Source organism: Kutzneria chonburiensis, assembly GCF_028622115.1.
Lineage (GTDB): Bacteria > Actinomycetota > Actinomycetes > Mycobacteriales > Pseudonocardiaceae > Kutzneria > Kutzneria chonburiensis.
In genome coordinates this window covers 7,397,289-7,419,689 of the sequence record NZ_CP097263.1, presented here as the reverse complement: position 1 = coordinate 7,419,689, position 22,401 = coordinate 7,397,289, and the positions used below count along the sequence as shown (strand labels likewise).

Genomic DNA, 22,401 nt, shown 5'->3' with positions numbered 1-22,401 from the left:
CGTTGTCTGTTACCCCGTCGTTTCCCCAGTTCACCGCACGGTCATCGAACGACATGCGTGTAAGTCATCCCCACTGGGGACAACTCCTGTGGACAACTTTGCGCAATAAAGCACAAGCGCCCGGAGCGTGCCCATGACCGAGCCCCTGACCACGGAACACCGCTGGGCCCCGCAGGCCCCGCTGGTCGGCATCGGCTGGGTGCTGACCGCCATCGCCGTGCTGCTGGTGATCGTCGGCGAGGACCCGGGCGGTCGGGTGCTGCTCAGCATCGCGGCGCTGATGCTGGCGGCGATCTCGCTGTTCGGCACGCTGGCCCGGCCGCGGCTGCGGGCCGACGAGCAGGGCGTGACGGTGCGCGGGCTGTTCTCCAGCCGCAGCTGGACCTGGCCCGAGGTGCGGATCCGGCTGGTACACGGCCGGCGACTCGGCCGCGTCACCGCGACCGTGGAGCTGACGGTGCTGCACGACGACGGCCTGATCATCTTCGGCAAGCTGGACCTCGGTGAGGATCCGGCCGACGTCGTCGAGCAGCTCCAGGCGCTACGTCCCTGGCCCCAGGGCTGAGACCAGCTGCGCCGCCCTGGTCACGTAGATCAGCACGAGCACCAGGAACAGCACCACCAACACCCCGCCCTGCCACCAGGCGCGGTTCTTCTGCGGCGCGTAGACCAGCGCGGCCATCGCGATCGCACCGACCACCAGCCCGCCGAAGTGCCCGGTGATGGAGATGCCGGGCAGGGCGAAGGTGATGAACACGTTCAGCGCGAGGGTGGCCAGGATGGGTCGCGGGTTGAGCTTGAGCCGGACCACGGCCACCAGGTAACAGCCCATCAGGCCGTACAGCGCGGTGGACGCGCCGGCCGCCCCGGTGTCCGGGTCGGAGAACAGCATCACCGCGACCGAGCCGCCGATCAGCGACAGGAAGTACACCGCGGCGAACCGCACCCGGCCGAGCACCCGCTCCAGGTCCCGGCCGAGCACCCACAACGACAGCATGTTCACCGCGATGTGGATGAAGCCGTAGTGCAGGAAGCCGCCGGTGACGATACGCCACCACTGGTCGTTGACCGCGGCCGCCCGCGGCCAGGTCACCCACTCCGCGAACAGCGGCGAGTTGCTGTTGAACGCGAAGCTGTTGGCCTGTAGCGCGGTGATCCCGTAGATCGCCACGTTGGCGGCGATCAGCAGGTAGACCAGCACGGGCTGTTTGACCAGACGCGCACCGGCCCAGGTGACGGGTTGGCGGGTGGTCCGCTGCCCCTCGTTGACGCACTCGACGCACTGCTGGCCGACGGCGGCGTCCCGCAGACATTCCGGACACGTCGGCCGGTCACACCGGGTGCAGCGCAGCCCGGTGTGCCGGCCTGGGTGCCGGTAGCACGCGGGCAGCGCGTCGATCGGCTGCCCGTACGGCGCGGTCATGTCAGCTGTAGTCGATCGTGATCTTCTCGATGGCGACGTCGGTCAGCGGCCGGTCGTTGCGGTCGGTCGGCACGCCGGCGATCTTGTCGACCACCGCGCGGGACTCCTCGTCGCGGACCTCGCCGAAGATGGTGTGCCGGCGGTTGAGGTGCGGGGTCGGGCCCACCGTGATGAAGAACTGCGAGCCGTTGGTTCCGGGCCCGGCGTTGGCCATGGCCAGCAGGTACGGCTTGTTGAAGACCAGCTCCGAGTGGAACTCGTCCTCGAACTGGTAGCCGGGGCCGCCGCGGCCGGTGCCGGTCGGGTCGCCGCCCTGGAGCATGAAGCCGGCGATGATGCGGTGGAACACGGCGCCGTCGTAGAACGGGCCCGAGTTCTCGCCCTTGGCGTTCTGGGTCTTGTAGTCCTTGGTGCCCTCGGCCAGCCCGACGAAGTTGCGGACGGTCTTCGGGGCGTGGTTCGGGAAGAGGTAGAGGCGGATGTCGCCCTGCGTGGTGTGCAGGGTCGCCCCGACGATGTCGTTGTCAGCCACGATGCCATCGTGCCATCCACGGCGGGATCGTGGCGGGAGGGGCAGACTGGTTCGGTCAGATCGTCCCGATCGACTGGGCTTGGAGCAGCAGATGGACGAGGTCGAGACCATGACCGAGGCCGGCGCGAAGGCGGGCGAGGCGGTCGGCCGGGCGGTGCGTGCCGCCCGCCGCAAGGCTGCCCGCGCGGGTCAGGCCGGCATCGAGCGGACCCATGAACTGGTGGAATTCGCCAACGAGGAGTTCAAGCCGACCCGCAAGGCCGCGCGCAGGATGGCCAAGCAGGCCCGCCGGGACCTGCGGCGCACCACCGACCAGGCGCGCAAGGACCTGAAGCGGAGCACCGGCAAGGCACGGGCCGAGGCCGTGCGCAACGCCAACCAGATCCGCAAGCAGGCCCGCAAGGTCGCCGAGGACCTGGCCAACACCGTGGACCCGAGGCCGAAGCGCCGCCGCCGCTGGCCGTGGCTGCTCGGTCTGGTGCTGGCCGGCGGCGCGGCGACGGCCGTCGTGTTGTCCCGGCGGCCGCGCGAGGTGCGGCTGCAGGACGTGCGGGACGACGCGCCGGGTTCGGTGCACGTGCCCGAGCCGGCCCGTAACGGCCAGGAGGCCCCGCGCACCGCGGACAAGTGAGCCGATCCCGCCGCGACCCCGCTGAGCAGCGGGGTCGCGGCGGTTGCCCCTCCAGCCGCATCCCGGTCACCGTTCGTCGCGGAAACGACACCGTTCCCAGGGCCCGGTCGCCCCGCTGGTCGCTTATGCCCGATTGAGGGCTGCCGATGTGATCTGGATCTCCTAGGTTGCGGCGGGTAACTACCCCGTCCGGGAGGTTGCCGTGGGCACCACCGAAGACCCCGCCGCCGCGCCGACGCCGGCCGCGACCGACTGGAGCGAGGTACAGGCCAGTCCTGACTTCGCCGAGCTGCGCCGCCGGCTGCGCGGCTTCGTGTTCCCGATGGCCGGGCTGTTCCTGGCCTGGTATCTGCTGTACGTCCTGCTGGCCGACTACGCCCACGGCTTCATGTCGACAAAGCTGTTCGGCAACATCACCGTCGGGCTGGTGTTCGGCCTGCTCCAGTTCGTCTCCACGTTCGTGATCACCGGCCTGTACGTCCGGTTCGCCAACCGGGTCGTCGACCCCGCCGCCGAGAAGATCCGGCACGAGATCGAGGGGAGCAGCCGTGAAGACGTTGGCCGCGGGCGTCGAGGGCAGCAACCCGACGCTGAACATCTCCATCTTCGCCCTGTTCGTGCTGATCACCCTGGTGATCGTGTTCCGGGCCAGCCGGAACAACAAGACGGCCACCGACTTCTACGCCGCCGGCCGTTCGTTCACCGGCCCGCAGAACGGCATCGCGCTGTCCGGCGACTATCTGTCGGCCGCGTCGTTCCTCGGCATCGCCGGCGCGATCGCCATCTACGGCTACGACGGCTTCCTGTACTCCATCGGCTTCCTGGTGGCATGGCTGGTCGCGCTGCTGCTGGTGGCCGAGCTGCTGCGCAACACCGGCCGGTTCACCATGGCCGACGTGCTCAGCTTCCGGATGAAGCAGGGCCCGGTGCGCACCGCGGCCGCCATCTCCACGCTGGCCGTGTCGTTCTTCTACCTGCTGGCCCAGATGAACGGCGCCGGCGGCCTGGTCGCCCTGCTGCTGGGCGTGACCTCCACCGCCGGTCAGGCGGTCGTGGTCTCCGTGGTCGGCGTCGTCATGATCATCTACGTGCTGGTCGGCGGCATGAAGGGCACCACCTGGGTGCAGATCATCAAGGCGGTGCTGCTCATTCTCGGCGCCTTCGTGATGACCGTCTGGGTGCTCGGCCGCTACGGCTTCAACCTGTCGGCGCTGCTCGGCGACGCCGTCGCCCACGGCGGCAAGACCGGTGAGGCGCTGCTCGGCCCGGGCAAGCAGTACGGCGCCACCGGCACCTCCCGGCTGGACTTCCTGTCCCTCGGCATCGCCCTGGTGCTGGGCACCGCCGGCCTGCCGCACGTGTTGATGCGCTTCTACACCGTGCCGACCGCCAAGGAAGCCCGTCGTTCCGTCGTCTGGGCGATCGTGCTGATCGGCATCTTCTACCTGTTCACCCTGGTGCTCGGCTACGGCGCCGGTGCCCTGGTCGGCCCCGAGACGATCAACGCCGCCCCCGGCAAGGTCAACTCGGCCGCCCCGCTGCTGGCCCTGGCTCTCGGCGGCCCGATCCTGCTCGGCCTCATCGCCGCCGTCGCCTTCGCCACCATCCTGGCCGTCGTCGCCGGTCTGACCATCACCGCGTCGGCGTCGTTCGCCCACGACATCTACGTCAACGTCATCAAGAAGGGCGACCGCGCCGCCGCCACGTCCGAGGTCAAGGTCGCCCGCTGGGCCGCCGTCGTCATCGGCCTGGTCGCCATCGTCGGCGGCATCGCCACCAACGGCCAGAACGTCGCCTTCCTGGTGGCCCTGGCCTTCGCCATCGCCGCTTCCGCCAACCTGCCGACGATCCTCTACACCTTGTTCTGGAAGCGTTTCAACACCACCGGCTCCCTCTGGAGCATCTACGGCGGCGTCATCATCACCGTCGGCTTGATCGTCTTCTCGCCCGTCGTCTCCGGCGCCAAGACCTCGATCTTCCCCAGCGCCCACTTCGACTGGTTCCCCCTCAGCAACCCCGGCCTGGTCTCCATCCCCTTGTCGTTCTTGCTCGGCTACCTCGGCACCGTCCTGGGCAAGGACCGTGCCGACGAGACGAAGTACGCCGAGATGGAGGTCCGCGCCATCACCGGCGCCCACGCCGCCCAGGCCATCCACCACTAACCACAAGAACCCAATGCCAGCAGGCGATTGCCGCCCTCACTTCACAACCCGAGGGCGGCAATCGCCTGCTTGGCCACCTGCTTGGCCTTGATCGTCTGCTTCTGATCCGTGTTCACCACAACGGCATTGCCACCCTTGGACACCGCATACACCGCACCCGCAGACGTCGCCTCCGACCCACCGGCCCACCCACCCGGCAGCTCAGCCTTGTCCGACGTCTCAATCGGCGCCGCCTTGTTCACCAGCGCAGTAGCCGACCCCGCGTCCCCCACATACACCTGCACCGTCAGCTGCTTGTCGTTCCCAAAGCTGTAGAAGAAGCAGGCAGGATGCGGCTTGTCCGCCGACACCATCACCTTCGTGACCTTCTCCCCATTGGCATCCTCGACAAACGTTGAGTCCAGGTAGGGACACTTCGCAGTGCTAGCCGGCACCGGATCTCCAGGCGCAGTAGCCGACGTCGAGGTCGGGGCCTTGGAAGCAGTGGTGGTCGGCGCAGCCACCGCCGTCCCCGGAGCCGCTTGCGGCGCCGAGCACCCCGCAAGCGTGACTGCGGCGGCCAGAACCCCAACGGACAGCGCGAGAGCCTTCATAGGCCCCAGAGTGTCGACCATGCCCACCGGCAACCCGACGTGGGGGGTGCAGGGGGCGAAGCCCTCCCTGCCTTGGGGTCTGGGGCGAGAGCCCCAGAAAACACAACGAGCGAGCCAGCGAGGAGGCCGAAGGCCTCCGAGCACAGCTCGCCCGCTCGCGAGTGGAGACAAGGGGAATCGAACCCCTAACCCCCGCCTTGCAAAGGCGGTGCTCTGCCAATTGAGCTATGTCCCCTGGGGGTCGCGACCTACTGGCCGTCGGACCCCTCTGTTCGCTCGCCCGACCTCAGTCGGTCGGAGCCGTCGCCTCGCGCCACAGGTCCGCCTCGGCCTTCGCGGACCGCTGCCGCCGCACGATGAACAGCACGACCCCGGCCACAGCCACGAGCGCGATGAGCTTCTTCACGTCGAGTCGCCTCCTTGGCGCTTGCCACCCCTACAACAAGGACAGGTAGTCCCCAACATACACGTGCACTCGATCGGGTAACTGGCTTCCAGGTGACGGCTCCGCCGCCCCGAGTCGGGGGTCGAGGGGCGGAGCCCCCTCTGCGGGGCGTGGGGCAGAGCCCCACAAGACACCGGAAACGATAAAGGTCTGGAAGCTGTCGCTTCCAGACCCACTACACCCAATCGTTCCGTGGGCCCAGGAGGACTTGAACCTCCGACCTCTTCGTTATCAGCGAAGCGCTCTAACCGCCTGAGCTATGGGCCCTTACGGGAGAAGAGATTACCGCACCCCTCTCCCCTGATCCAAACCGGGTCTACTCCCGCTCGGAGAGGGTGACTTCGACACCTCCGGCCAGGTCAGCGGACACGTTGTAGATGAACGCGCTGACGGTGGCCATGGCAGTGAAGAGGATCACGTTCACCAGTCCGACGACGGCGGCGATGCCGAAGACGCGGCCGGCGCTGATGAGGTCGCCGCCGCTGGTGTCGCCGCCTTGCACGAGGTCGTTGTAGGTGCCGTTGAGCTTGGTCCACACGTTCATGCCGCCGAGCACGCTGTACAGCACGCCGACGGCGACCATCCAGACCAGGAACATGGCGAAGCCGAGGACGAGTGCCAGTTTGAGCACCGACCACGGGTCGACGCGCTTGATCTGGAGGCTGGCCCGTCGCGGCCCGCGGCCGGGGCGGCGCAGCGCGGTGGGCGCGGGCGTGCCTCGGGGTGGGGTGGAGGCAGGCCCGCCGAGGTTGACCGAGGTCCGGGTGGTCACGGTCGGCGAGTCGAGCGGGTTGACCGCGGGCTGCGGCGGCGTGACCGGGCGGAAGTTGGTCGTGGCCTGTGAGCTGGTGTCGACCGGCTCGTGCTCGTACGCGGTGGAGGCGATGGTCCCGGCCGATGCCGCGGCGGCGGCCGCGTTGTCGGCGGTGACCCGCTGCCACGGCGGCGGCGCCGAGGAGGCCGCCGGCTCCGGCGGAGCGGCGGCTGCCTCGGCGGTGAACTTGGCGGTCTCCTGCTCGTGTCCGGTCGCGCCGTTGGTCGCCGGCTCGGCCGCGACCGTCGGCTGCTCCGGCTCGGCCGGGGCAACCTTCTCGGTCGGGGCCTCCTCGGTCGCCACGGACTTCTTCTCGACCTCGCCTTCCGACGGGGTCTTGGCGTCCGGCTGTTCCGGGTTCTCCGGAGTTGTCACGAGAGGTCCTCAGTCAGCTTGTCGGTGGTGGTCCCAGCCGCGCCTTACTCGGCCACGTCCGGGGCGGAGGTGGTGTCGTCCTCTCCGGAGACGTCCGTGGGCTCGTCGGCGTTGCGTGCCACGCCCATCAGGGTGCCGCCCTCGTCGAGGTTCATCAGCCGCACCCCCTTCGTCTGTCGGCCGGCCTTGCGCACCTGTACAACGCTGGTACGGATCACTCCACCAGAAGACGTGATGGCGTACAACTCGTCGTCCTCGTCGACGATCAGCGCCCCGACCAGCCGGCCCCGCTTGCGGTCGTACTGAATGGTCAGCACGCCCTTGCCGCCGCGGCCCTGGATCGGATAGTCGTCGATCGGCGTCCTCTTGGCATACCCACCGTCGGTGGCGACAAGCACGAACTTCTCCGGCTGCACGACGCCCATGGACAGCAGCTCGTCGCCGGTGTTGAAGCGCATGCCCAGCACGCCGGAGGTGGCCCGGCCCATCGGCCGCAGCGTCTCGTCGGTGGCGTGGAACCGGATGGACTGCCCGTCGGCGGAGACCAGCAGCAGGTCGTCCTCGGCCGCGCAGAGCACGGCGCCGACCAGCTCGTCGTCCTCCTTGAGGTTGATGCCGATCAGGCCGCCGGCCCGGTTGGAGTCGAAGTCGGCCAGCCGGGACTTCTTGACCAGGCCGGTCTTGGTGGCCAGCACCAGGTAGGGCGAGACCTCGTAGTTGGGGATCTCGATGACCTGGGCGATCTCCTCGCCCGGCTGGAAGGCCAGCAGGTTGGCCACGTGCTGGCCGCGGGCGTTGCGGTTGGCCTCGGGCAGCTCGTAGGCCTTGGCCCGGTAGACCCGACCCATGTTGGTGAAGAACAGGATCCAGTCGTGGGTCGAGCACACGAAGAAGTGGGCGATGATGTCGTCCTGCTTGAGCGCCGCGCCCTGCACGCCCTTGCCGCCGCGCTTCTGCGAGCGGTAGAGGTCGGTCTTGGTCCGCTTCGCATAACCCGTTCGAGTGATCGTGACGACCACGTCCTCGACGGCGATGAGGTCTTCCATCGAGACCTCGCCGTCGAACGGCAGGATCCGGGTGCGCCGGTCGTCGCCGTACTTGCCGACGATCTCCATCAGCTCGTCGCGGACGATGGCCCGCTGCCGCTCCGGCTTGGCCAGGATGTCCTGGAGGTCGGCGATCTCCACCTCGATCTCGGCCAGCTGGTCGACGATCTTCTGCCGCTCGAGGGCGGCCAGCCGGCGCAGCTGCATCTCGAGGATGGCGTTGGCCTGGATCTCGTCGACCTCGAGCAGCTCGATCAGGCCGATCCGGGCGTCCTCGACGGTCGGCGACCGGCGGATCAACGCGATGACCGCGTCCAGCTGGTCCAGCGCCTTGACCAGACCGCGCAGGATGTGGGCCCGCTCCTCGGCCTTGCGCAGCCGGTACCGGGTCCGCCGGACGATGACCTCGATCTGGTGCTTCACGTAGAGGCGGATCATCTGGTCCAGCCGCAGCGTGCGGGGCACGCCGTCGACCAGGGAGACCATGTTGACGCCGAACGTGTGCTGGAGCTGGGTGTGCTTGTACAGGTTGTTCAGCACGACCTTGGCCACCGCGTCCCGCTTGAGCGTGACGACGATGCGCATGCCGGTCCGGCTGTTGGACTCGTCGGCGATGTTGGCGATGCCGGCGAGCTTGCCGTCACGGACCAGGGTGGCGATGTTCTCCACCAGGTTGTCCGGGTTCACCTGGAAGGGCAGCTCGGTGGCGACCAGGATGACCCGCCCCTTGCTGTCCTCCTCCACCTCGACGACCGCGCGCATGCGCACCGAGCCGCGGCCGGTGCGGTAGGCGTCCTCGATGCCGCGGGTGCCCAGGATCAGGCCGTGGGTCGGGAAGTCGGGGCCCTTGATCCGGGCCATCACCGCTTCCAGCGTCTCCTCGTCCGGCGCTTCCGGGTTCTCCAGCGCCCACACCACGGCCGACGCGACCTCGCGCAGGTTGTGCGGCGGGATGTTGGTGGCCATGCCGACCGCGATGCCGGCGCTGCCGTTGATCAGCAGGTTGGGCACCCGGGACGGCAGGACGATCGGCTCCTGGATGCGGCCGTCGTAGTTGTCCCGGAAGTCGACGGTCTCTTCCTCGATGTCCTGCAGCATGTGCATGGCCAACGGGGTGAGCCGGCACTCGGTGTACCGCATGGCGGCGGCCGGGTCGTTGCCGGACGAGCCGAAGTTGCCCTGGCCGTCGACCAGCGGGTAGCGCATCGCCCACGGCTGGGCCAGCCGCACCAGCGCGTCGTAGATCGACGAGTCGCCGTGCGGGTGGTAGTTGCCCATCACGTCGCCGACGACGCGGGCGCACTTGTTGTAGCCGCGGTCCGGCCGGAAGCCGGAGTCGTACATCGAGTACAGCACCCGGACGTGCACCGGCTTGAGGCCGTCGTACACGTTGGGCAGCGCGCGACCGACGATCACGCTCATCGCGTACGCGATGTAGGAGTTCTGCATCTCCTGCTGGATGTCGACCGGCTCGGTCCGCCCGTGGTTGTCGGGCGGCAAGGTTTCGGTCACGGCTGGGAGTTCCTTTCACACACGGGCGAGGAGGCGGGAGGCCGGGACGTCACACGTCGAGGAACTTGACGTCCTTGGCGTTGCGGGTGATGAAGGACCGCCTGGCCTCGACGTCCTCGCCCATCAGCACGCTGAACAGCTCGTCGGCGGTGGCCGCGTCGTCCATGGTCACCTGGAGCAGCACCCGGTTGGCCGGGTCCATGGTGGTCTCCCACAGCTCCTGCGCGTTCATCTCGCCGAGGCCCTTGTAGCGCTGGATGCTGTCTTCCTTGCCGATCTTCTTGCCGTTGGCGAGGCCGGTCTCGATCAGACCGTCGCGCTCGCGGTCGGAGTAGGCGTACTCCGGGTCGACGCCGCGCTGCCACTTGATCTTGTACAGCGGCGGCTGGGCCAGGTAGACGTGCCCGTGCTCGATCAGCGGCCGCATGAAGCGGAACAGCAGGGTGAGCAGCAGCGTCCGGATGTGCTGGCCGTCCACGTCGGCGTCGGCCATCAGCACGATCTTGTGGTACTTCAGCTTGGTCAGGTCGAAGTCGTCGTGGATGCCGGTGCCGAAGGCAGTGATCATGCTCTGCACCTCGGTGTTCTTCAGCACGCGGTCGATGCGCGCCTTCTCCACGTTGATGATCTTGCCCCGGATCGGCAGGATCGCCTGGTACATGGAGTCCCGGCCCTCCTTGGCCGAGCCGCCCGCGGAGTCGCCCTCCACGATGTAGATCTCACACTCCTCCGGGTCGGTCGACCGGCAGTCCTTCAACTTGCCGGGCAGACCGCCGATGTCCAGCGCGCCCTTGCGGCGGACCAGCTCGCGGGCCTTGCGGGCGGCCAGGCGAGCCTGCGCCGAGGACACCGCCTTGTTGATGATGATCTTGGCCTCGGCCGGGTGCCGGTCGAACCAGTCGGCGATCCACTCGTTGCAGGCCTTCTGCACGAAGGACTTGGCCGAGGTGTTGCCTAGCTTGGTCTTGGTCTGGCCCTCGAACTGGGGCTCCTTGAGCTTGACCGAGACGATGGCGGCCAGTCCCTCGCGGATGTCCTCGCCGGAGAGGTTGCCGTCCTTCTCCTTGACCAGCTTCTTGTCCTTGGCGTACTCGTTCACCACCCGGGTGAGCGCGGCCCGGAAGCCCTCCTCGTGGGTGCCGCCCTCGTGGGTGTTGATCGTGTTGGCGAAGGTGTAGACCGACTCCGAGTAGCCGGTGTTCCACTGCATGGCGATCTCGACCTCGAGGTCGTCGCCCTTGGCGTCGAAGGCGACGACCTTCTCGTGCAGCGCCTCGCGGGACCGGTTGATGTGCCGGACGAAGTCCTCGAGACCACCCGGGTAGTGGAAGGTCTGCTCCTTGACCCGCGCCACCTGGCCGTCGGCGTCCGCCTCGGCGTCGGCGTCGGCCACCCGCTCGTCCCGCAGGACGATGGTCAGGCCCTTGTTCAGGAAGGCCATCTCCTGCAGCCGGCGGGACACCGTCTCCAGGTTGTACTCGGTGGTCTCGAAGATCTCCGGGTCGGCCCAGTAGGTGATGGTGGTGCCGGTCTCGGTGGTCGGCTCGCCCTTGACCAGCGGGCCGGTCGGCACCGAGTGGTCGTAGCTCTGGGTCCAGCGGAAGCCGTCCCGCTTGATGTCCACCTCGAGCCGGGTGGCCAGCGCGTTGACCACGGACACGCCGACGCCGTGCAGACCGCCGGAGACGGCGTACGAGTCGCTGTCGAACTTGCCGCCGGCGTGCAGCGTGGTCAGCACGACCTCGACGGCCGGCTTCTTCTCCACCGGGTGCTCGTCGACCGGGATGCCGCGGCCGTCGTCGATGCACTCCACGCCACCGTCGGCGCGCAGCACCAGCACGACCTTGCTGGCGTGGCCGGCCATCGCCTCGTCGACCGAGTTGTCCACGACCTCCCAGATGAGGTGGTGGAGACCGCGTTCGCCGGTGGAGCCGATGTACATGCCCGGCCGCTTGCGAACCGCCTCGAGACCCTCGAGCACGGAGATGGACTTGGCGCTGTACTCAGCGTTGTTGTTGGCAGCCACGAGCTTTGCTGTCTCCCTCTGGGACGCCACGCAGGACTGGTGTGCGAGCCTGCGCGGACGGACCGTCCTGCGCTGCCGTGCTCACATCCTCAAGAAAGTATACCGGGCGACCCTGCCTAAAAGGTGGCTAGGACCCGCCTCAGAAGGTCACAGAAGCCCGGAAGTGAACGAGTGAGGGTCCGCCGGGCTGGGGATGTCACTCGGTCCGGCTACGTTCGTCTCCGTGAGCCGTGATTTCGCCGCTGCCGTGTTTCACATGAAACATGGTGTGTCAGCCGTAGGTGTCGCGTGGCCCGCGACCTGGCGCATGTAGCGGGCCGAATCGCCAGTTGGGGGCCGACGGGCCCTGCACCTTGAGCCGCTTGACCACGTTCGGGCCGACGCCCTTGGCGATCTGCTGGAGCAGCTGGCGCTGGAGCAGCCGGAGCTGGGTCGCCCACGCGGTCGACTCGGCCTGCACCACCAACTCGCCTTCACGCAGCGTGACCGGCTTGGCGTGCTGGGCCACCTCGGCCCCGACCAGATGCGGCCACTTCGCGAACACCTGACCGCCGGCGAGCTGCTCGTCCCAGCCCCGGTCCTTGGCCATCCCGGAGAGCAGCCGACCCAGCGGCTGGGGGTCCCGGGCGTCGGCCCCGGAGCCCGACCAACGCCGCCGGCGGCCCCGGTTGACGGCCGCGGCCGAGCGCTTCGTCGGCTTGCGCGCCTTGGCCGCGGCACGGGCCGATGCGAGGGCCGCACGGGCCAGGTCCGATCCGGTCAAGCCCGGCGGCAGTCCGTCGATCACTCGTTCGGCTTGTCCACCATCGGGTGACGGGTTGGGGGTAGATCCTGCCCGATTTGCTCCATTTGCCGCGTTACCCGCTGGTTTTGCCGGGGACCGACGCCCCGGAGTCACCGAGTTATCCACATCATCCACAGGTTTATCCCCAGATGTGGGGTAAGACCGGCCGGGCATGCGTACCCCTTGTGGCGGATTGCCCGCGGGCTCATCAGACACGGTTCACCTCGCCGTCCTGAACCTGGTATCGGGCGCCGGCCAACTCCTCGGGCACGTCCTCGGCGACCGCCGCGGTCACCAGCACCTGCTCCGCGTTGGCCGCCACCTTGGCCAGCTGCTGCCGGCGCCTGCGGTCCAGTTCGGCGAACACGTCGTCGAGCACGAGCACCGGTTCGGCCCCATCATCGCGCAGCAGGTCGTACGCGCCCAGCCGCAGCGCCAGGGCGAAGGACCATGACTCTCCGTGACTCGCGTAGCCCTTGGCCGGCGTGTCGCCGAGGGTCAGCTCCAGCTCGTCCCGCTGCGGACCGACCAGACAGACGCCGCGCTCGACCTCCTGCGGGCGGACCCGGGCGATCTCCGCGAGCAGCGCTTCCTCCAGCTCCGCGACATCGGCCCGCTCCCGCCGCGGCAGCGCGTCGCCGAGCGTCGACCGGTACTTGATGGAGACCGGCCGCGACTCCGGGGCAACGCCCGCGTAGTTGGCGGCGACCAGCGGCGCCAGGTCGTCGATCAGGTCGAGCCGGGCCGCCAGCAGCTGCGCGCCCTGCGCCGCCAGGTGGCCGTCCCACACTTCCAACGTGCTCAGATCACCCCGGCCGCCGGCCCGCCGCGCGGCACCGGCCGACTTCAACAGGGCACTGCGCTGCTTCAACACGCGCTCGTAGTCGGAGCGCACGCCGGCATACCTCGGCGCCCGAGCGACCAGCAGGTCGTCCATGAACTTGCGGCGCTCGCCGGGGTCGCCGCGCACCAGCGCCAGGTCTTCCGGCGCGAACAACACCGTGCGCAGGATGCCCAGGACCTCGCGCGGGCGAGGCACCGGGCCGCGGTTGATCCGGGCCCGGTTGGCCTTGCCCGGCGTGATCTCCAGTTCGACCAGCAGCTCGCGGCCGGCGTTGACCACCGCGGTGCGGATCACCGCCCGCGGCGCGCCGGTGCGGACCAGCGGCGCATCCGTGGCCACCCGGTGCGAGCCCAGGGTGGCCACGTAGCCGATCGCCTCGACCAGGTTCGTCTTGCCCTGGCCGTTGGAGCCGACGAACACGCTCACGCCGGGATCGAACGCCAGATCGGCGTGTGCCCAGGAGCGGAAGTCGACGACCTGGAGATGCCGGACGTACATCAGGCTTTCTGTACCGCGTGGCCGCCGAACTGGTTGCGCAGCGCCGCGACCGCCCGCATCGCCGGCGAGTCGTCCTGCCGGGAGGCGAACCGGGCGAACAGCGCGGCCGAGATCACCGGCGCCGGCACCGAGTGGTTGATCGCCTCTTCGACGGTCCACCGCCCCTCGCCGGAGTCCTCCACGTAGCCGCGCAGGTCGTCCAGCTCGGGGTCCGAGTCCAGGGCGCGGACCAGCAGGTCGAGCAGCCAGGACCGGACGACGGTGCCGCGCTGCCAGGCCTTGATGGTCGCCGGCACGTCCGTGACCAGCTCGGACGCCTCCAGCAGCTCGAAGCCCTCGGCGTAGGCCTGCATCAGGCCGTACTCGATGCCGTTGTGCACCATCTTCGAGAAGTGGCCGGCGCCGACCGGGCCGGCGTGTGCGAAGCCCTCCTCGCGCGGCCCCTCCGGGCGCAGCGCGTCGAAGATCGGCATCGCCTGCTCGACGTGCTTCTTGTCGCCACCGACCATCAGGCCGTAGCCGACGTCGAGACCCCACACGCCACCGGACACACCGCAGTCCAGGTAGCCGATGCCCTTGCCGTCCAGGTGCGCCGAGTTGGCCGAGTCGTCGGTGAACCGCGAGTTGCCGCCGTCGATCACGAGGTCGCCCTCGGACAGCAGCTCGCCCAGCTCCTGCACGGTCTGGCGGGTCGGTTCGCCCGCCGGCACCATGATCCAGACCGTCCGCGGCGCGGCCAGCGCGCCGACCAGATCGGCCAGGCTGGCGACGTCGGTGACGTCGGGGTTGCGGTCGTAGCCCACCACCTCGTGGCCGGCCTTGCGCAACCGCTCCCGCATGTTGAAGCCCATCTTGCCAAGGCCGATGAGTCCGAGCTGCACGATCGCGGTCCTCTCCGTGTTACGAGCCTGGTGGCGGATCAGCCGGGCAGGCGCACCGGCATCAGCAGGTAGAGGTACCCCTCCGCCACACTTCCATCCTCGCCCACCGGCTTGATCAACGCGGGCCTGCTCGGTGTGGTGAACGACAAGTGCGCGCGATCAGTGCGCACCGCCGCCAGGCCGTCGAGCAGGTATCCCGGGTTGAACGCGATCGTCACCGGGTCGCCGGTGAACTCGACGGGCAGCTCCTCCTCGGCGCTGCCTTCGTCGTCGCCGCCCGCGGACAGCCGCAGACCGCCGTCGCTGAACTCCAGCCGGACCTGCGTGCCGCGCTCGGCCACCAGCGACACCCGCTTGATCGCGTCCTGGAGCGAGGACACCTCGATGATCGCAGCAGCGTTGTGCTCGGCGGGCAGAAGTTGCCGGTACTTCGGGAACTCGGCATCGAGAAGTCGGCTGGTCGTACGCCGCCCGGTGCCGGAGAGGCCGAGCAGGCCGTCGCCGGACGCGAGGGACAGCTCGACCGTCGAGCCGGCGCCGCCCAGCGTCTTGGCCGCGTCGGCCAGGTTGCGGGCCGGGACCAGGACCGCGGTCTCGACCTCGTCGGCCGGCTCCCAGTCGAACTCGCGCATGGCCAGCCGGAACCGGTCGGTCGCGACCAGGGTCAGCTTGCCGCCGTTGAACTCGACCCGGACGCCGGTCAGCATCGGCAGCGTGTCGTCCTTGCCGGCCGCGATCGCCACCTGGGCGACCGCCTCGGCGAAGACCTCGCCGGCCAGTGCGCCCGCCCGCTGCGGCATCTCCGGCAGCGCCGGGTAGTCCTCGACCGGCATGGTCGGCAGGCTGAACTTGGCGCTGCCGCACGTGATCGAGACGCGGGCGCCGTCAACGGCGATCTCCACCGGGTGGTTGGGCAGCGCCTTGGTGATGTCGGCCAGCAGGCGGCCCGAGACCAGGGTCTTGCCACCGGCCGCGATCGTCGCCGGGACACCGACCTGGGCCGAGACCTCGTAGTCGAAGCCGGACACCGTCAACGCGTCGCCGGTGTCGCCCTCGTCCGAGCCGGCGTCCAGCAGGACGCCACCGAGGACCGGGACCGGCGGCCGCGACGGCAGGCTTCGGGCGACCCAGGCCACGGCGTCGGCTAGACCGTCGCGCTCGACGCGGATCTTCATGAGGGCGTCCTTTCCTTCGGCACGACCTTGGTCGTCCCCGTGTCGTCCGGGCTCGGCACACGACCGGGTCCTAGGGGAGCCCAACGGTAGAGCGTGTGGGGCCGCTTCGTCATGTCGGGGCCGGCGCCCCCTCGCCGGCGCTGTCCCCAACTTCGGCCACCCCCTGTTTTTCTTCTTTTCATCTCTTCGAAGAGATCACCAGTAACAGCAGTAAGGGTTGTGGATTGTGTGGACAACCGGGGTTTGCGCTGTTCAGGTGATGGATGGGGGTGTGGGCAAGTACCCCGGGTGACCGGTGGACAACTCGGGCCCCCCGTGGACAACTTCTGGACTGCTCCGAACGGTCCACAGATCGGCCGAGTTGTCCACACCGCCATCCCCAGATGTGGGCTGGTTCGTCCCCAGGCGTTGCACAGGGTGAAAGTGGCCCAGGTCTCCCCGATGTGGGTGACTGTGGACAACTTTTCTGGGGTTGGGGGCCGATCGGGCACCCCGGACCGCCAGAAAAGTTCATCCGGCGAGGGTTGCGGACGGCCGGGTTTCTGGGGGCGGCCGGGCCGGCTCCGACGGGCGAGGTCAGAAAGATCACGTCGTCCAGGCCCAGGTCGACGCCTAGATTTGGGCGGCCCGGCGTGCCGACGGAGAGCTAACCACCGTGCGGCGGCCGCCGGCGAGCTGCGGCCCGGGTTTCTGGCCGGGCCGGCGGCCGCGTCCCAGGTTCATGCGGAAAGACCGCCGGATCCGGCGCGCCGAGCTGCGGATTTCTGACCGGGGTCGGTCGCGCTGCCAGGGGTAGGTCAGAAAACTTCGCCGTCTCCGTCTTGCGCACCCCTTTGAGCGGTGTGCTTCGGTCGGCGTTCGCCACCCTTTTTCACTGGGCTCGGAGCGCGGCCCGACCCCTCAGTCAGAAAGATCTGCCGCATCGGCCGGCGCCGGGTCCGGCGCGGCCGCGCGTAGATCAGTACGGTGCGCCGCCGGCCGCCGGTCCGCCATCTTTCTCACTGGCTTGGGCGACGTCGTCCGGCCGGCAACCAGAAAGGTCGGCCGTCGACGGCCTCACCGCCGGAGGGTTTCTCACCGGAAGCTGGGCCGGACCGGGGTGGTCGGTCAGAAAGGAGGCCGCGTCGGGTGCTCAGGCCCGGACAGCCGCGAGCGGCCCACCGGGATCCGGGGGCCGCTCAGGGGCGAAACGAGGGTCAGGCTCGGGCGCGCTGCTTGATGCGGGAGGTCAGCTCCTGCACCTGGTCGTAGATGCGCCGGCGCTCGGCCATCTCCTTGCGGATCTTCTTGTCCGCGTGCATGACGGTGGTGTGGTCGCGGCCGCCGAAGGTCTGCCCGATCTTGGGCAGCGACAGGTCGGTCAGCTCGCGGCACAGATACATGGAGATCTGCCGAGCCTGGGCCAACGCCTTGGTCTTGCCCGGCCCGCACAGGTCGTCGATGGTCACGCCGAAGAACTCGGCGGTCACGGCCATGATCGTCGGCGCGGTGATCTCCGGGGCATGCGAGTCCGGGATCAGGTCCCGCAGCACGATCTCGGCCAGCTGCACGTCGACCGGCTGCCGGTTCAGCGAGGCGAACGCGGTCACCCGGATCAGCGCGCCCTCCAGCTCCCGGATGTTGCGCTCGATCCGGGCGGCGATGAACTCCAGCACCTCGGCCGGCGCGGCCAGCCGGTCCTGTGCGGCCTTCTTGCGCAGGATGGCGATCCGGGTCTCCAGCTCGGGCGGCTGGATGTCGGTGATCAGGCCCCACTCGAACCGCGTCCGCAGCCGGTCTTCCAGGGTCTCCAGCCGCTTGGGCGGCCGGTCCGAGGACACCACGATCTGCTTGTTGGCGTTGTGCAGGGTGTTGAAGGTGTGGAAGAACTCCTCCTGCGTGCCTTCCTTGCCCTCCAGGAACTGGATGTCGTCGACGAGCAACACGTCGATGTCCCGGTAGCGGCGCTGGAAGGCGACCTTGCGGTCGTCCCGCAGGGAGTTGATGAAGTCGTTGGTGAACTCCTCGGTGGACACGTAGCGAACCCGCATCCCCGGGAACAGCCGCTGGGCGTAGTGCCCGACGGCGTGCAGCAGGTGGGTCTTGCCGAGGCCGGACTCGCCCCAGATGAACAAGGGGTTGTAGGCCCGGGCCGGCGCCTCGGCCACGGCCACCGCGGCGGCGTGCGCGAAGCGGTTGGACGCGCCGATGACGAAGGTGTCGAACGTGTACTTCTCGTTCAGCCTGGTCTGCGCGTTGGTCTGGCTCGGCTGCGCGGCCGGCGGCCCGCTGAACGTCGGCCAGATCTCGTGCACGGTGGCCAGCGCCTCGCGCTCCTCGTCCACCTCGTCCTCGGACTCGCCGTCCTCGGACAGGATGATCGCCTGCATCGGCGCGGTCTGCTCGGCGGGAGCGACGGCCGGCGGGCGCGGGGCGGGCGTGGTGATCAGCGGTTGCGGGGTCGGCGCCGGCGGCGGGCCGGGCGTTGCGCGGGGCACCACGGTGTCGACCTTGACGGCCAGCGACACCGGGCGGCCGAGGCGGCGGGACAGCGCGGCGGTGATCGGATCACGCAGCGCCCGCTCGATGGCTTCCTTGGCGAAATCGCTCGGCGCGCCGAGCAGGACCGTGCCGTCCAGCAGCCCGATCGGACGGGTCACCCGCATCCAGGCGCGCTGCAAGGAGGACAGGGCCCCCGCGGCGAGCAGTTCCTGGACGACCTGGTCCCATACCTGACCGAGGTTGGTCTGGTCGTCGGACACGTCCCTGCTCCCCTCCCCTCGCCTGTTCGCCGACGCCGGGGCCGGCGTGCGAATACGCAGCAGCCCCAGGTCGTCACATCCGGTGGTGCCGAGGACGCCCGGACCATGTAGTCCACAGGTTGTCCACAGCTGTGCACGAAGGTACGCCGAGACCCGTCGGCGCCTCGCACTGGGTCGGTCTGCGGCGAGGTCCGAGTTCCGCGCGGACTGTTCGGCGCCACGTCGGGAGCCCCGGGCTCGGCCCGAGGGCGAAACCGCGGAGGAGCACGCTAACAAGGCGTGGCGGCCGCCACAAGACGAACCGACCGGTCACTCCCCCGCCGTGGCCCTTATGTCGCCTGATGGGGTGGCCAGCCAGCCGATTTGAGAACCGGCGCGCGGCTGCGTACTCTCGAATGGTCTCCCGCTGGTAGCGGGCGTCTTCGCGCGCCCGTGCCAATGAGTGCCGGTATGTGACCCGGCGCCCACGACTCTCGTCCGGTGTGGCCGTTGCAGTGCGGCGACCGTGTGAGTGCGGCAGGGGACACCACCAGACCTGCTTGCAGTGAGCACCGGGAGACCCAGAAGTGAGCAAGGGTAAGCGCACCTTCCAGCCCAACAACCGTCGTCGCGCCAAGACCCACGGGTTCCGGCTGCGGATGCGTACTCGCGCGGGCCGCGCGATCCTCGCCGCTCGCCGCGGCAAGGGCCGCGCCCGCCTCTCGGCCTGACCCGACGCGCCGTGCTCCCCGCGGCCGCCCGGCTGACCAGTAGCCAGGACTTCGGCCTGGTCGTCCGCCGGGGTCGCCGAGCCGGCCGACCCCGGCTCGTCATGCATGCCCTGGCGAGCCCGGCGGACATATCAGCACCGACGTCGCCCACCCGGACCGAGCCCGCTCGGACCAGGGTGGGCTTCGTCGTGAGCAAGGCCGTCGGCAACTCGGTGGTGCGCCACCGGGTCAGCCGGCGATTGCGTCACCAGATGGCGGAGCGGCTCGGGTTGCTGCCGGCCGGCACGGCGGTCGTGGTGCGGGCGCTGGCGCCGGCCGCGGCCGCGACCAGCGCCGAGCTCGGCCGTGACCTGGACGCCGCGCTGCGCCGACTCGGACTGGCCGGCGGTGCCTCATGACCGTGGCCGCGAAGGTTCTGGTGCTGCCGATCCGGGGATACCAGAAGTGGATTTCCCCGCTGTTCCCCCCGAGCTGTCGCTTCTACCCGAGTTGCAGTGCATATGCGGTGGAGGCGTTGACCGTCCATGGCGCGGTGCGTGGCAGCTGGCTGACGATCCGTCGGCTGCTGCGCTGCGGGCCCTGGCATCCTGGAGGCTTGGACCCGGTGCCGCCACGGCAGCGGACCGGAGCCAGTTCCAACACCGCTGCCGAGGAGTAGCTCAGTGCTCGACTTCATCTATTACCCCGTGTCCGGGATCTTGTGGGCATGGCACAAGGTCTTCGGCTTCGTCTTGGGCGACGGGTCCTTCGGCGGTGCGGCCAGCTGGGCGCTCTCGATCGTGTTCCTGGTGTTCACCCTGCGAGTGATCCTGTTCAAGCCGTTCGTCGCGCAGGTCAAGTCCATGCGCAAGATGGCCGAGTTCCAGCCTGAGATCAAGAAGCTGCAGAAGAAGTACGCCAACGACAAGCAGAAGCTCGCGGCGGAGATGCAGAAGCTCCAGTCGGAGCACGGCGTCAACCCGTTGGCCGGCTGTCTGCCGATCCTGCTCCAGGCGCCGGTCTTCATCGGCCTCAACCACGTGCTGCGGTCGTTCAACCGCACCGGGCTGTCGTACGAGCAGAACATCAAGATCCCGAACTACTGGCTGCCGACCGAGGACGTCCAGTCGTTCCTCCAGGCCCGTCTGTTCGGTGCGCCGCTGTCGTCCTACATCGCGATGGCCGACAACGAGCTGAGCCAGTTCGTGCCGCACGTCGGCCGGCTCGACGTCATCCTGGTGTCGATCCCGTTGATGATCGTGGCCAGCATCGCGACCCACCTGACGGCCCGGCACAACGTGGCCCGGCAGACCGCCGCGGTGACCGCGAACCCGCAGACCGCGATGATGAACAAGCTCACCCTGTACTTGTTCCCGCTCGGCGTGCTGGCGTTCGGCGCCTTCCTGCAGATCGGTCTGCTGTTCTACTGGCTGAGCAACAACGCGTGGACGCTCGGGCAGCAGTACTTCGTGTACCACCGGATCGACCGCGAAGAGGCCGAGGCCAAGGCGAAGAAGGTCGAGCAGCGGAACAACCTCGCGCCCAAGCCCGGGCAGAAGCCGATGCAGCAGGTGCGCAAGCCGGCCAAGCCGACCGAGACCGCGGATGCCGCCGAGACCGGGGCCGACACCGCCGCCGAGACGAGTGTCGAGGAGACGAAGTCGAACGGCTCGGGCTCGCCGGCCAACGGCAGTGCCGTGAACGGCAGCGGCGACGCGTCCACCAAGGTGCCCGGCCTGGCGCCGACCCAAGCCCGCAAGAAGCAGAGCCGGAAGCGTCGCTGACGCCTCGCTGTTCTGGAGAGGAGAGAACGTGTCGGAGACGTTGCAGGCGGCCGATGCCGACCAGGAGGCGACCGAGGAGCGGTCGCCGGCCAACGCCGAGGATCTGCTCGTCCAGGAGGGCGACATCGCCGGTGACTACCTGGAGCAGCTGCTGGACGTGCTCGACTACGACGGCGACATCGACCTGGACGTGGAGGCCGGCCGGGCGATCGTGAGCATCGACGGCGGCGAGGAGCTGGAGAAGCTCGTCGGCCCGCGCGGCACCGTGTTGGAGGCGCTGCAGGAGCTCACCCGTCTCGCCGTGCAGCAGGAGACCGGCGTGCGCAGCCGGCTCATGTTGGACATCGCCCAGTGGCGTGAGGGTCGGCGGACCGAGCTCCGCGAGCTCGGCAAGTCGGCCGCCGAGAAGGTGCTGTCCACCGGTGAGAAGGTGCGCCTTCAGCCGATGACCCCGTTCGAGCGCAAGGTCGTGCACGACGCGGTGGCTGCCGTGAAGGGCACCTACAGCGAGAGTGAGGGCGAGGAGCCCCAGCGTCGCGTGGTGGTCTTCAAGGAGCAGTAACCCCCGCTCCCCCAGCGCGGCCCGTTCCACGTGAAACGGGCCGCGCTTTTTTGTGCCCATTGGGCGACAGGAGTCCGCCGTTGGTCGCCGTGTTTCACGTGAAACGGGGTCGTCGGGGAAGATGGGTCGGACACGGTTTCACGTGAAACGTGCGGACGGATTGGGAGCGTATGAGCGAGGCGTGGGAGCCGCCGGCGGGCGTCGTGGAGCGGGTGTTCGGCGACGGCGCGTCGGGGGCCATCAAGTTCGCCGCGCTCCTGACCGACCATGGAGTGGAGCGCGGACTGATCGGGCCGCGTGAGGTCGACCGGCTCTGGGACCGTCATCTGTTCAACTCGGCGGTACTCGCCGAGTTGGTGCCGCCGAATTGTCGGGCGGTGGACGTAGGCTCGGGGGCGGGACTTCCCGGCATCCCGCTGGCGATTGCACGACCGGACGTTCGGCTGACTCTGCTGGAACCGATGGCCCGACGCGTCGCCTGGCTCCAAGAAGTGGTGGACACCCTCGGCCTCGACGTCGAGGTGGTGCGTGGCCGGGCGGAGGAACCCGAGGTGCGAAGCCGGCTCGGTGGCAGCGACATCGTCACCGCCCGGGCGGTCGCGCCCATGGAGCGACTGGCCAAGTGGTGCCTGCCGCTCCTCCGGTCCGGCGGTCTGATGCTGGCCCTCAAGGGGGCCAGCGCAGCCGAGGAACTGGAACGTGATGCGGCAGCGGTGGCGAAGGCGGGTGGCTCCCGGCAGTGGGTGGCCACCTGTGGAGCCGAGGTGCTCGATGTGCCGACGACCGTCGTCGTGGTGGAACGGGATGAACGGGTGGGGCGTCGTGACGGCGGGCGTCGGAGACGGAAGGATGGGTGAGCGTGTACTCGGATCCTCAGATCGGAG

20 protein-coding genes, 2 tRNA genes and 2 pseudogenes are annotated in these 22,401 nt (G+C 69.1%); 10 read left to right on the top strand and 14 right to left on the bottom strand.

The features are described from left to right. The first annotated feature begins 133 nt into the window (after positions 1-133). The gene (locus M3Q35_RS34110; RefSeq protein WP_273936639.1) at positions 134-565 is read left to right on the top strand and encodes a PH domain-containing protein; all 432 of its coding nucleotides are present in this window, start codon (positions 134-136) and stop codon (positions 563-565) included. Here the strand turns inward: M3Q35_RS34110 and M3Q35_RS34105 are convergent. Both M3Q35_RS34105 and M3Q35_RS34100 read right to left on the bottom strand, forming a co-directional pair. Then, positions 542-1,423, bottom strand: coding sequence for a rhomboid family intramembrane serine protease (locus tag M3Q35_RS34105; RefSeq protein ID WP_273936638.1), 882 nt, complete (start codon positions 1,421-1,423; stop codon positions 542-544). The two genes, M3Q35_RS34110 and M3Q35_RS34105, sit on opposite strands and share 24 nt — an antisense overlap. 1 nt (position 1,424) lies before the next feature. Next, positions 1,425-1,955, bottom strand: coding sequence for a peptidylprolyl isomerase (locus tag M3Q35_RS34100; protein ID WP_273936637.1), 531 nt, complete (start codon positions 1,953-1,955; stop codon positions 1,425-1,427). Between the two features lie 91 nt (positions 1,956-2,046). Between M3Q35_RS34100 and M3Q35_RS34095 the strand changes: the two genes are divergently transcribed. From M3Q35_RS34095 to M3Q35_RS34085, 3 genes and pseudogenes are all read left to right on the top strand, one after another. Next, positions 2,047-2,586, top strand: coding sequence for a hypothetical protein (locus tag M3Q35_RS34095; RefSeq protein WP_273936636.1), 540 nt, complete (start codon positions 2,047-2,049; stop codon positions 2,584-2,586). 202 nt (positions 2,587-2,788) lie between these two features. Beyond that, positions 2,789-3,136: pseudogene (locus tag M3Q35_RS34090) on the top strand (DUF485 domain-containing protein); the annotation flags it as partial. Then, positions 3,135-4,748: a solute symporter family protein gene (locus tag M3Q35_RS34085; RefSeq protein ID WP_273936634.1), complete on the top strand. Its 1,614-nt coding sequence runs from the start codon at positions 3,135-3,137 to the stop codon at positions 4,746-4,748. The pseudogene M3Q35_RS34090 and the gene M3Q35_RS34085, both read left to right, overlap by 2 nt. Before the next feature lie 41 nt (positions 4,749-4,789). Here the strand turns inward: M3Q35_RS34085 and M3Q35_RS34080 are convergent, their stop codons facing one another. The 12 genes and pseudogenes from M3Q35_RS34080 to dnaA form a co-directional block, all read right to left on the bottom strand. Next, a complete protein-coding gene (locus M3Q35_RS34080) occupies positions 4,790-5,341 on the bottom strand; it encodes a DUF2020 domain-containing protein (protein ID WP_273936633.1) in 552 nt (183 codons plus the stop codon). Between the two features lie 162 nt (positions 5,342-5,503). Beyond that, positions 5,504-5,576, bottom strand: a tRNA-Ala gene (locus tag M3Q35_RS34075). Between the two features lie 54 nt (positions 5,577-5,630). After that, positions 5,631-5,747: pseudogene (locus M3Q35_RS34070) on the bottom strand (DLW-39 family protein); the annotation flags it as partial. Between the two features lie 232 nt (positions 5,748-5,979). Then, positions 5,980-6,053, bottom strand: a tRNA-Ile gene (locus M3Q35_RS34065). Positions 6,054-6,102: 49 nt separating this feature from the next. Then, a complete protein-coding gene (locus tag M3Q35_RS34060; RefSeq protein ID WP_446685281.1) occupies positions 6,103-6,903 on the bottom strand; it encodes a DUF3566 domain-containing protein in 801 nt (266 codons plus the stop codon). 116 nt (positions 6,904-7,019) lie between these two features. Next, entirely contained in the window at positions 7,020-9,533 is a 2,514-nt protein-coding gene (gyrA, locus tag M3Q35_RS34055) for a DNA gyrase subunit A (RefSeq protein WP_273936632.1), read from the bottom strand. A 49-nt stretch (positions 9,534-9,582) separates the two neighbouring features. Beyond that, entirely contained in the window at positions 9,583-11,559 is a 1,977-nt protein-coding gene (gene gyrB, locus M3Q35_RS34050) for a DNA topoisomerase (ATP-hydrolyzing) subunit B (protein ID WP_273936631.1), read from the bottom strand. Positions 11,560-11,830: 271 nt separating this feature from the next. Beyond that, the gene (locus tag M3Q35_RS34045; RefSeq protein ID WP_273936630.1) at positions 11,831-12,346 is read right to left on the bottom strand and encodes a DciA family protein; all 516 of its coding nucleotides are present in this window, start codon (positions 12,344-12,346) and stop codon (positions 11,831-11,833) included. 205 nt (positions 12,347-12,551) lie between these two features. Next, a complete protein-coding gene (gene recF / locus M3Q35_RS34040; protein ID WP_273936629.1) occupies positions 12,552-13,685 on the bottom strand; it encodes a DNA replication/repair protein RecF in 1,134 nt (377 codons plus the stop codon). After that, the gene (gene gnd / locus M3Q35_RS34035) at positions 13,685-14,605 is read right to left on the bottom strand and encodes a phosphogluconate dehydrogenase (NAD(+)-dependent, decarboxylating) (protein WP_379794524.1); all 921 of its coding nucleotides are present in this window, start codon (positions 14,603-14,605) and stop codon (positions 13,685-13,687) included. The genes recF and gnd overlap by 1 nt, the downstream gene beginning before the upstream one ends. Then, positions 14,605-15,741 carry a DNA polymerase III subunit beta gene (gene dnaN, locus M3Q35_RS34030; RefSeq protein ID WP_273936628.1) on the bottom strand — a complete coding sequence of 379 codons (1,137 nt, stop codon included), beginning with the start codon at positions 15,739-15,741 and terminating at the stop codon, positions 14,605-14,607. The genes gnd and dnaN overlap by 1 nt, the downstream gene beginning before the upstream one ends. A 1,196-nt stretch (positions 15,742-16,937) precedes the next feature. Further along, on the bottom strand, positions 16,938-18,482 hold the full coding sequence (gene dnaA / locus M3Q35_RS34025) for a chromosomal replication initiator protein DnaA (RefSeq protein WP_273936627.1): 1,545 nt from the start codon (positions 18,480-18,482) through the stop codon (positions 16,938-16,940). 566 nt (positions 18,483-19,048) lie between these two features. On the opposite strand from dnaA, the gene rpmH reads away from it, so the two are divergent. The 6 genes from rpmH (at position 19,049) to rsmG (ending at position 22,374) form a co-directional block, all read left to right on the top strand. Then, positions 19,049-19,192 carry a 50S ribosomal protein L34 gene (gene rpmH / locus M3Q35_RS34020; RefSeq protein ID WP_084579815.1) on the top strand — a complete coding sequence of 48 codons (144 nt, stop codon included), beginning with the start codon at positions 19,049-19,051 and terminating at the stop codon, positions 19,190-19,192. An 11-nt stretch (positions 19,193-19,203) separates the two neighbouring features. Beyond that, positions 19,204-19,590 (top strand): ribonuclease P protein component, encoded by a 387-nt coding sequence (gene rnpA / locus M3Q35_RS34015; RefSeq protein ID WP_273936626.1) that lies wholly within the window; start codon positions 19,204-19,206, stop codon positions 19,588-19,590. Next, positions 19,587-19,850 (top strand): membrane protein insertion efficiency factor YidD, encoded by a 264-nt coding sequence (gene yidD / locus M3Q35_RS34010; RefSeq protein ID WP_273936625.1) that lies wholly within the window; start codon positions 19,587-19,589, stop codon positions 19,848-19,850. Before rnpA ends, yidD begins: the two co-directional genes overlap by 4 nt. Positions 19,851-19,854: 4 nt before the next feature. Further along, positions 19,855-20,955 (top strand): membrane protein insertase YidC, encoded by a 1,101-nt coding sequence (gene yidC, locus M3Q35_RS34005; RefSeq protein ID WP_273936624.1) that lies wholly within the window; start codon positions 19,855-19,857, stop codon positions 20,953-20,955. A 28-nt stretch (positions 20,956-20,983) separates the two neighbouring features. Continuing rightward, positions 20,984-21,517: a Jag family protein gene (locus tag M3Q35_RS34000; protein WP_273936623.1), complete on the top strand. Its 534-nt coding sequence runs from the start codon at positions 20,984-20,986 to the stop codon at positions 21,515-21,517. Between the two features lie 170 nt (positions 21,518-21,687). Beyond that, on the top strand, positions 21,688-22,374 hold the full coding sequence (gene rsmG / locus M3Q35_RS33995; RefSeq protein WP_273936622.1) for a 16S rRNA (guanine(527)-N(7))-methyltransferase RsmG: 687 nt from the start codon (positions 21,688-21,690) through the stop codon (positions 22,372-22,374). Positions 22,375-22,401: the final 27 nt, after the last annotated feature.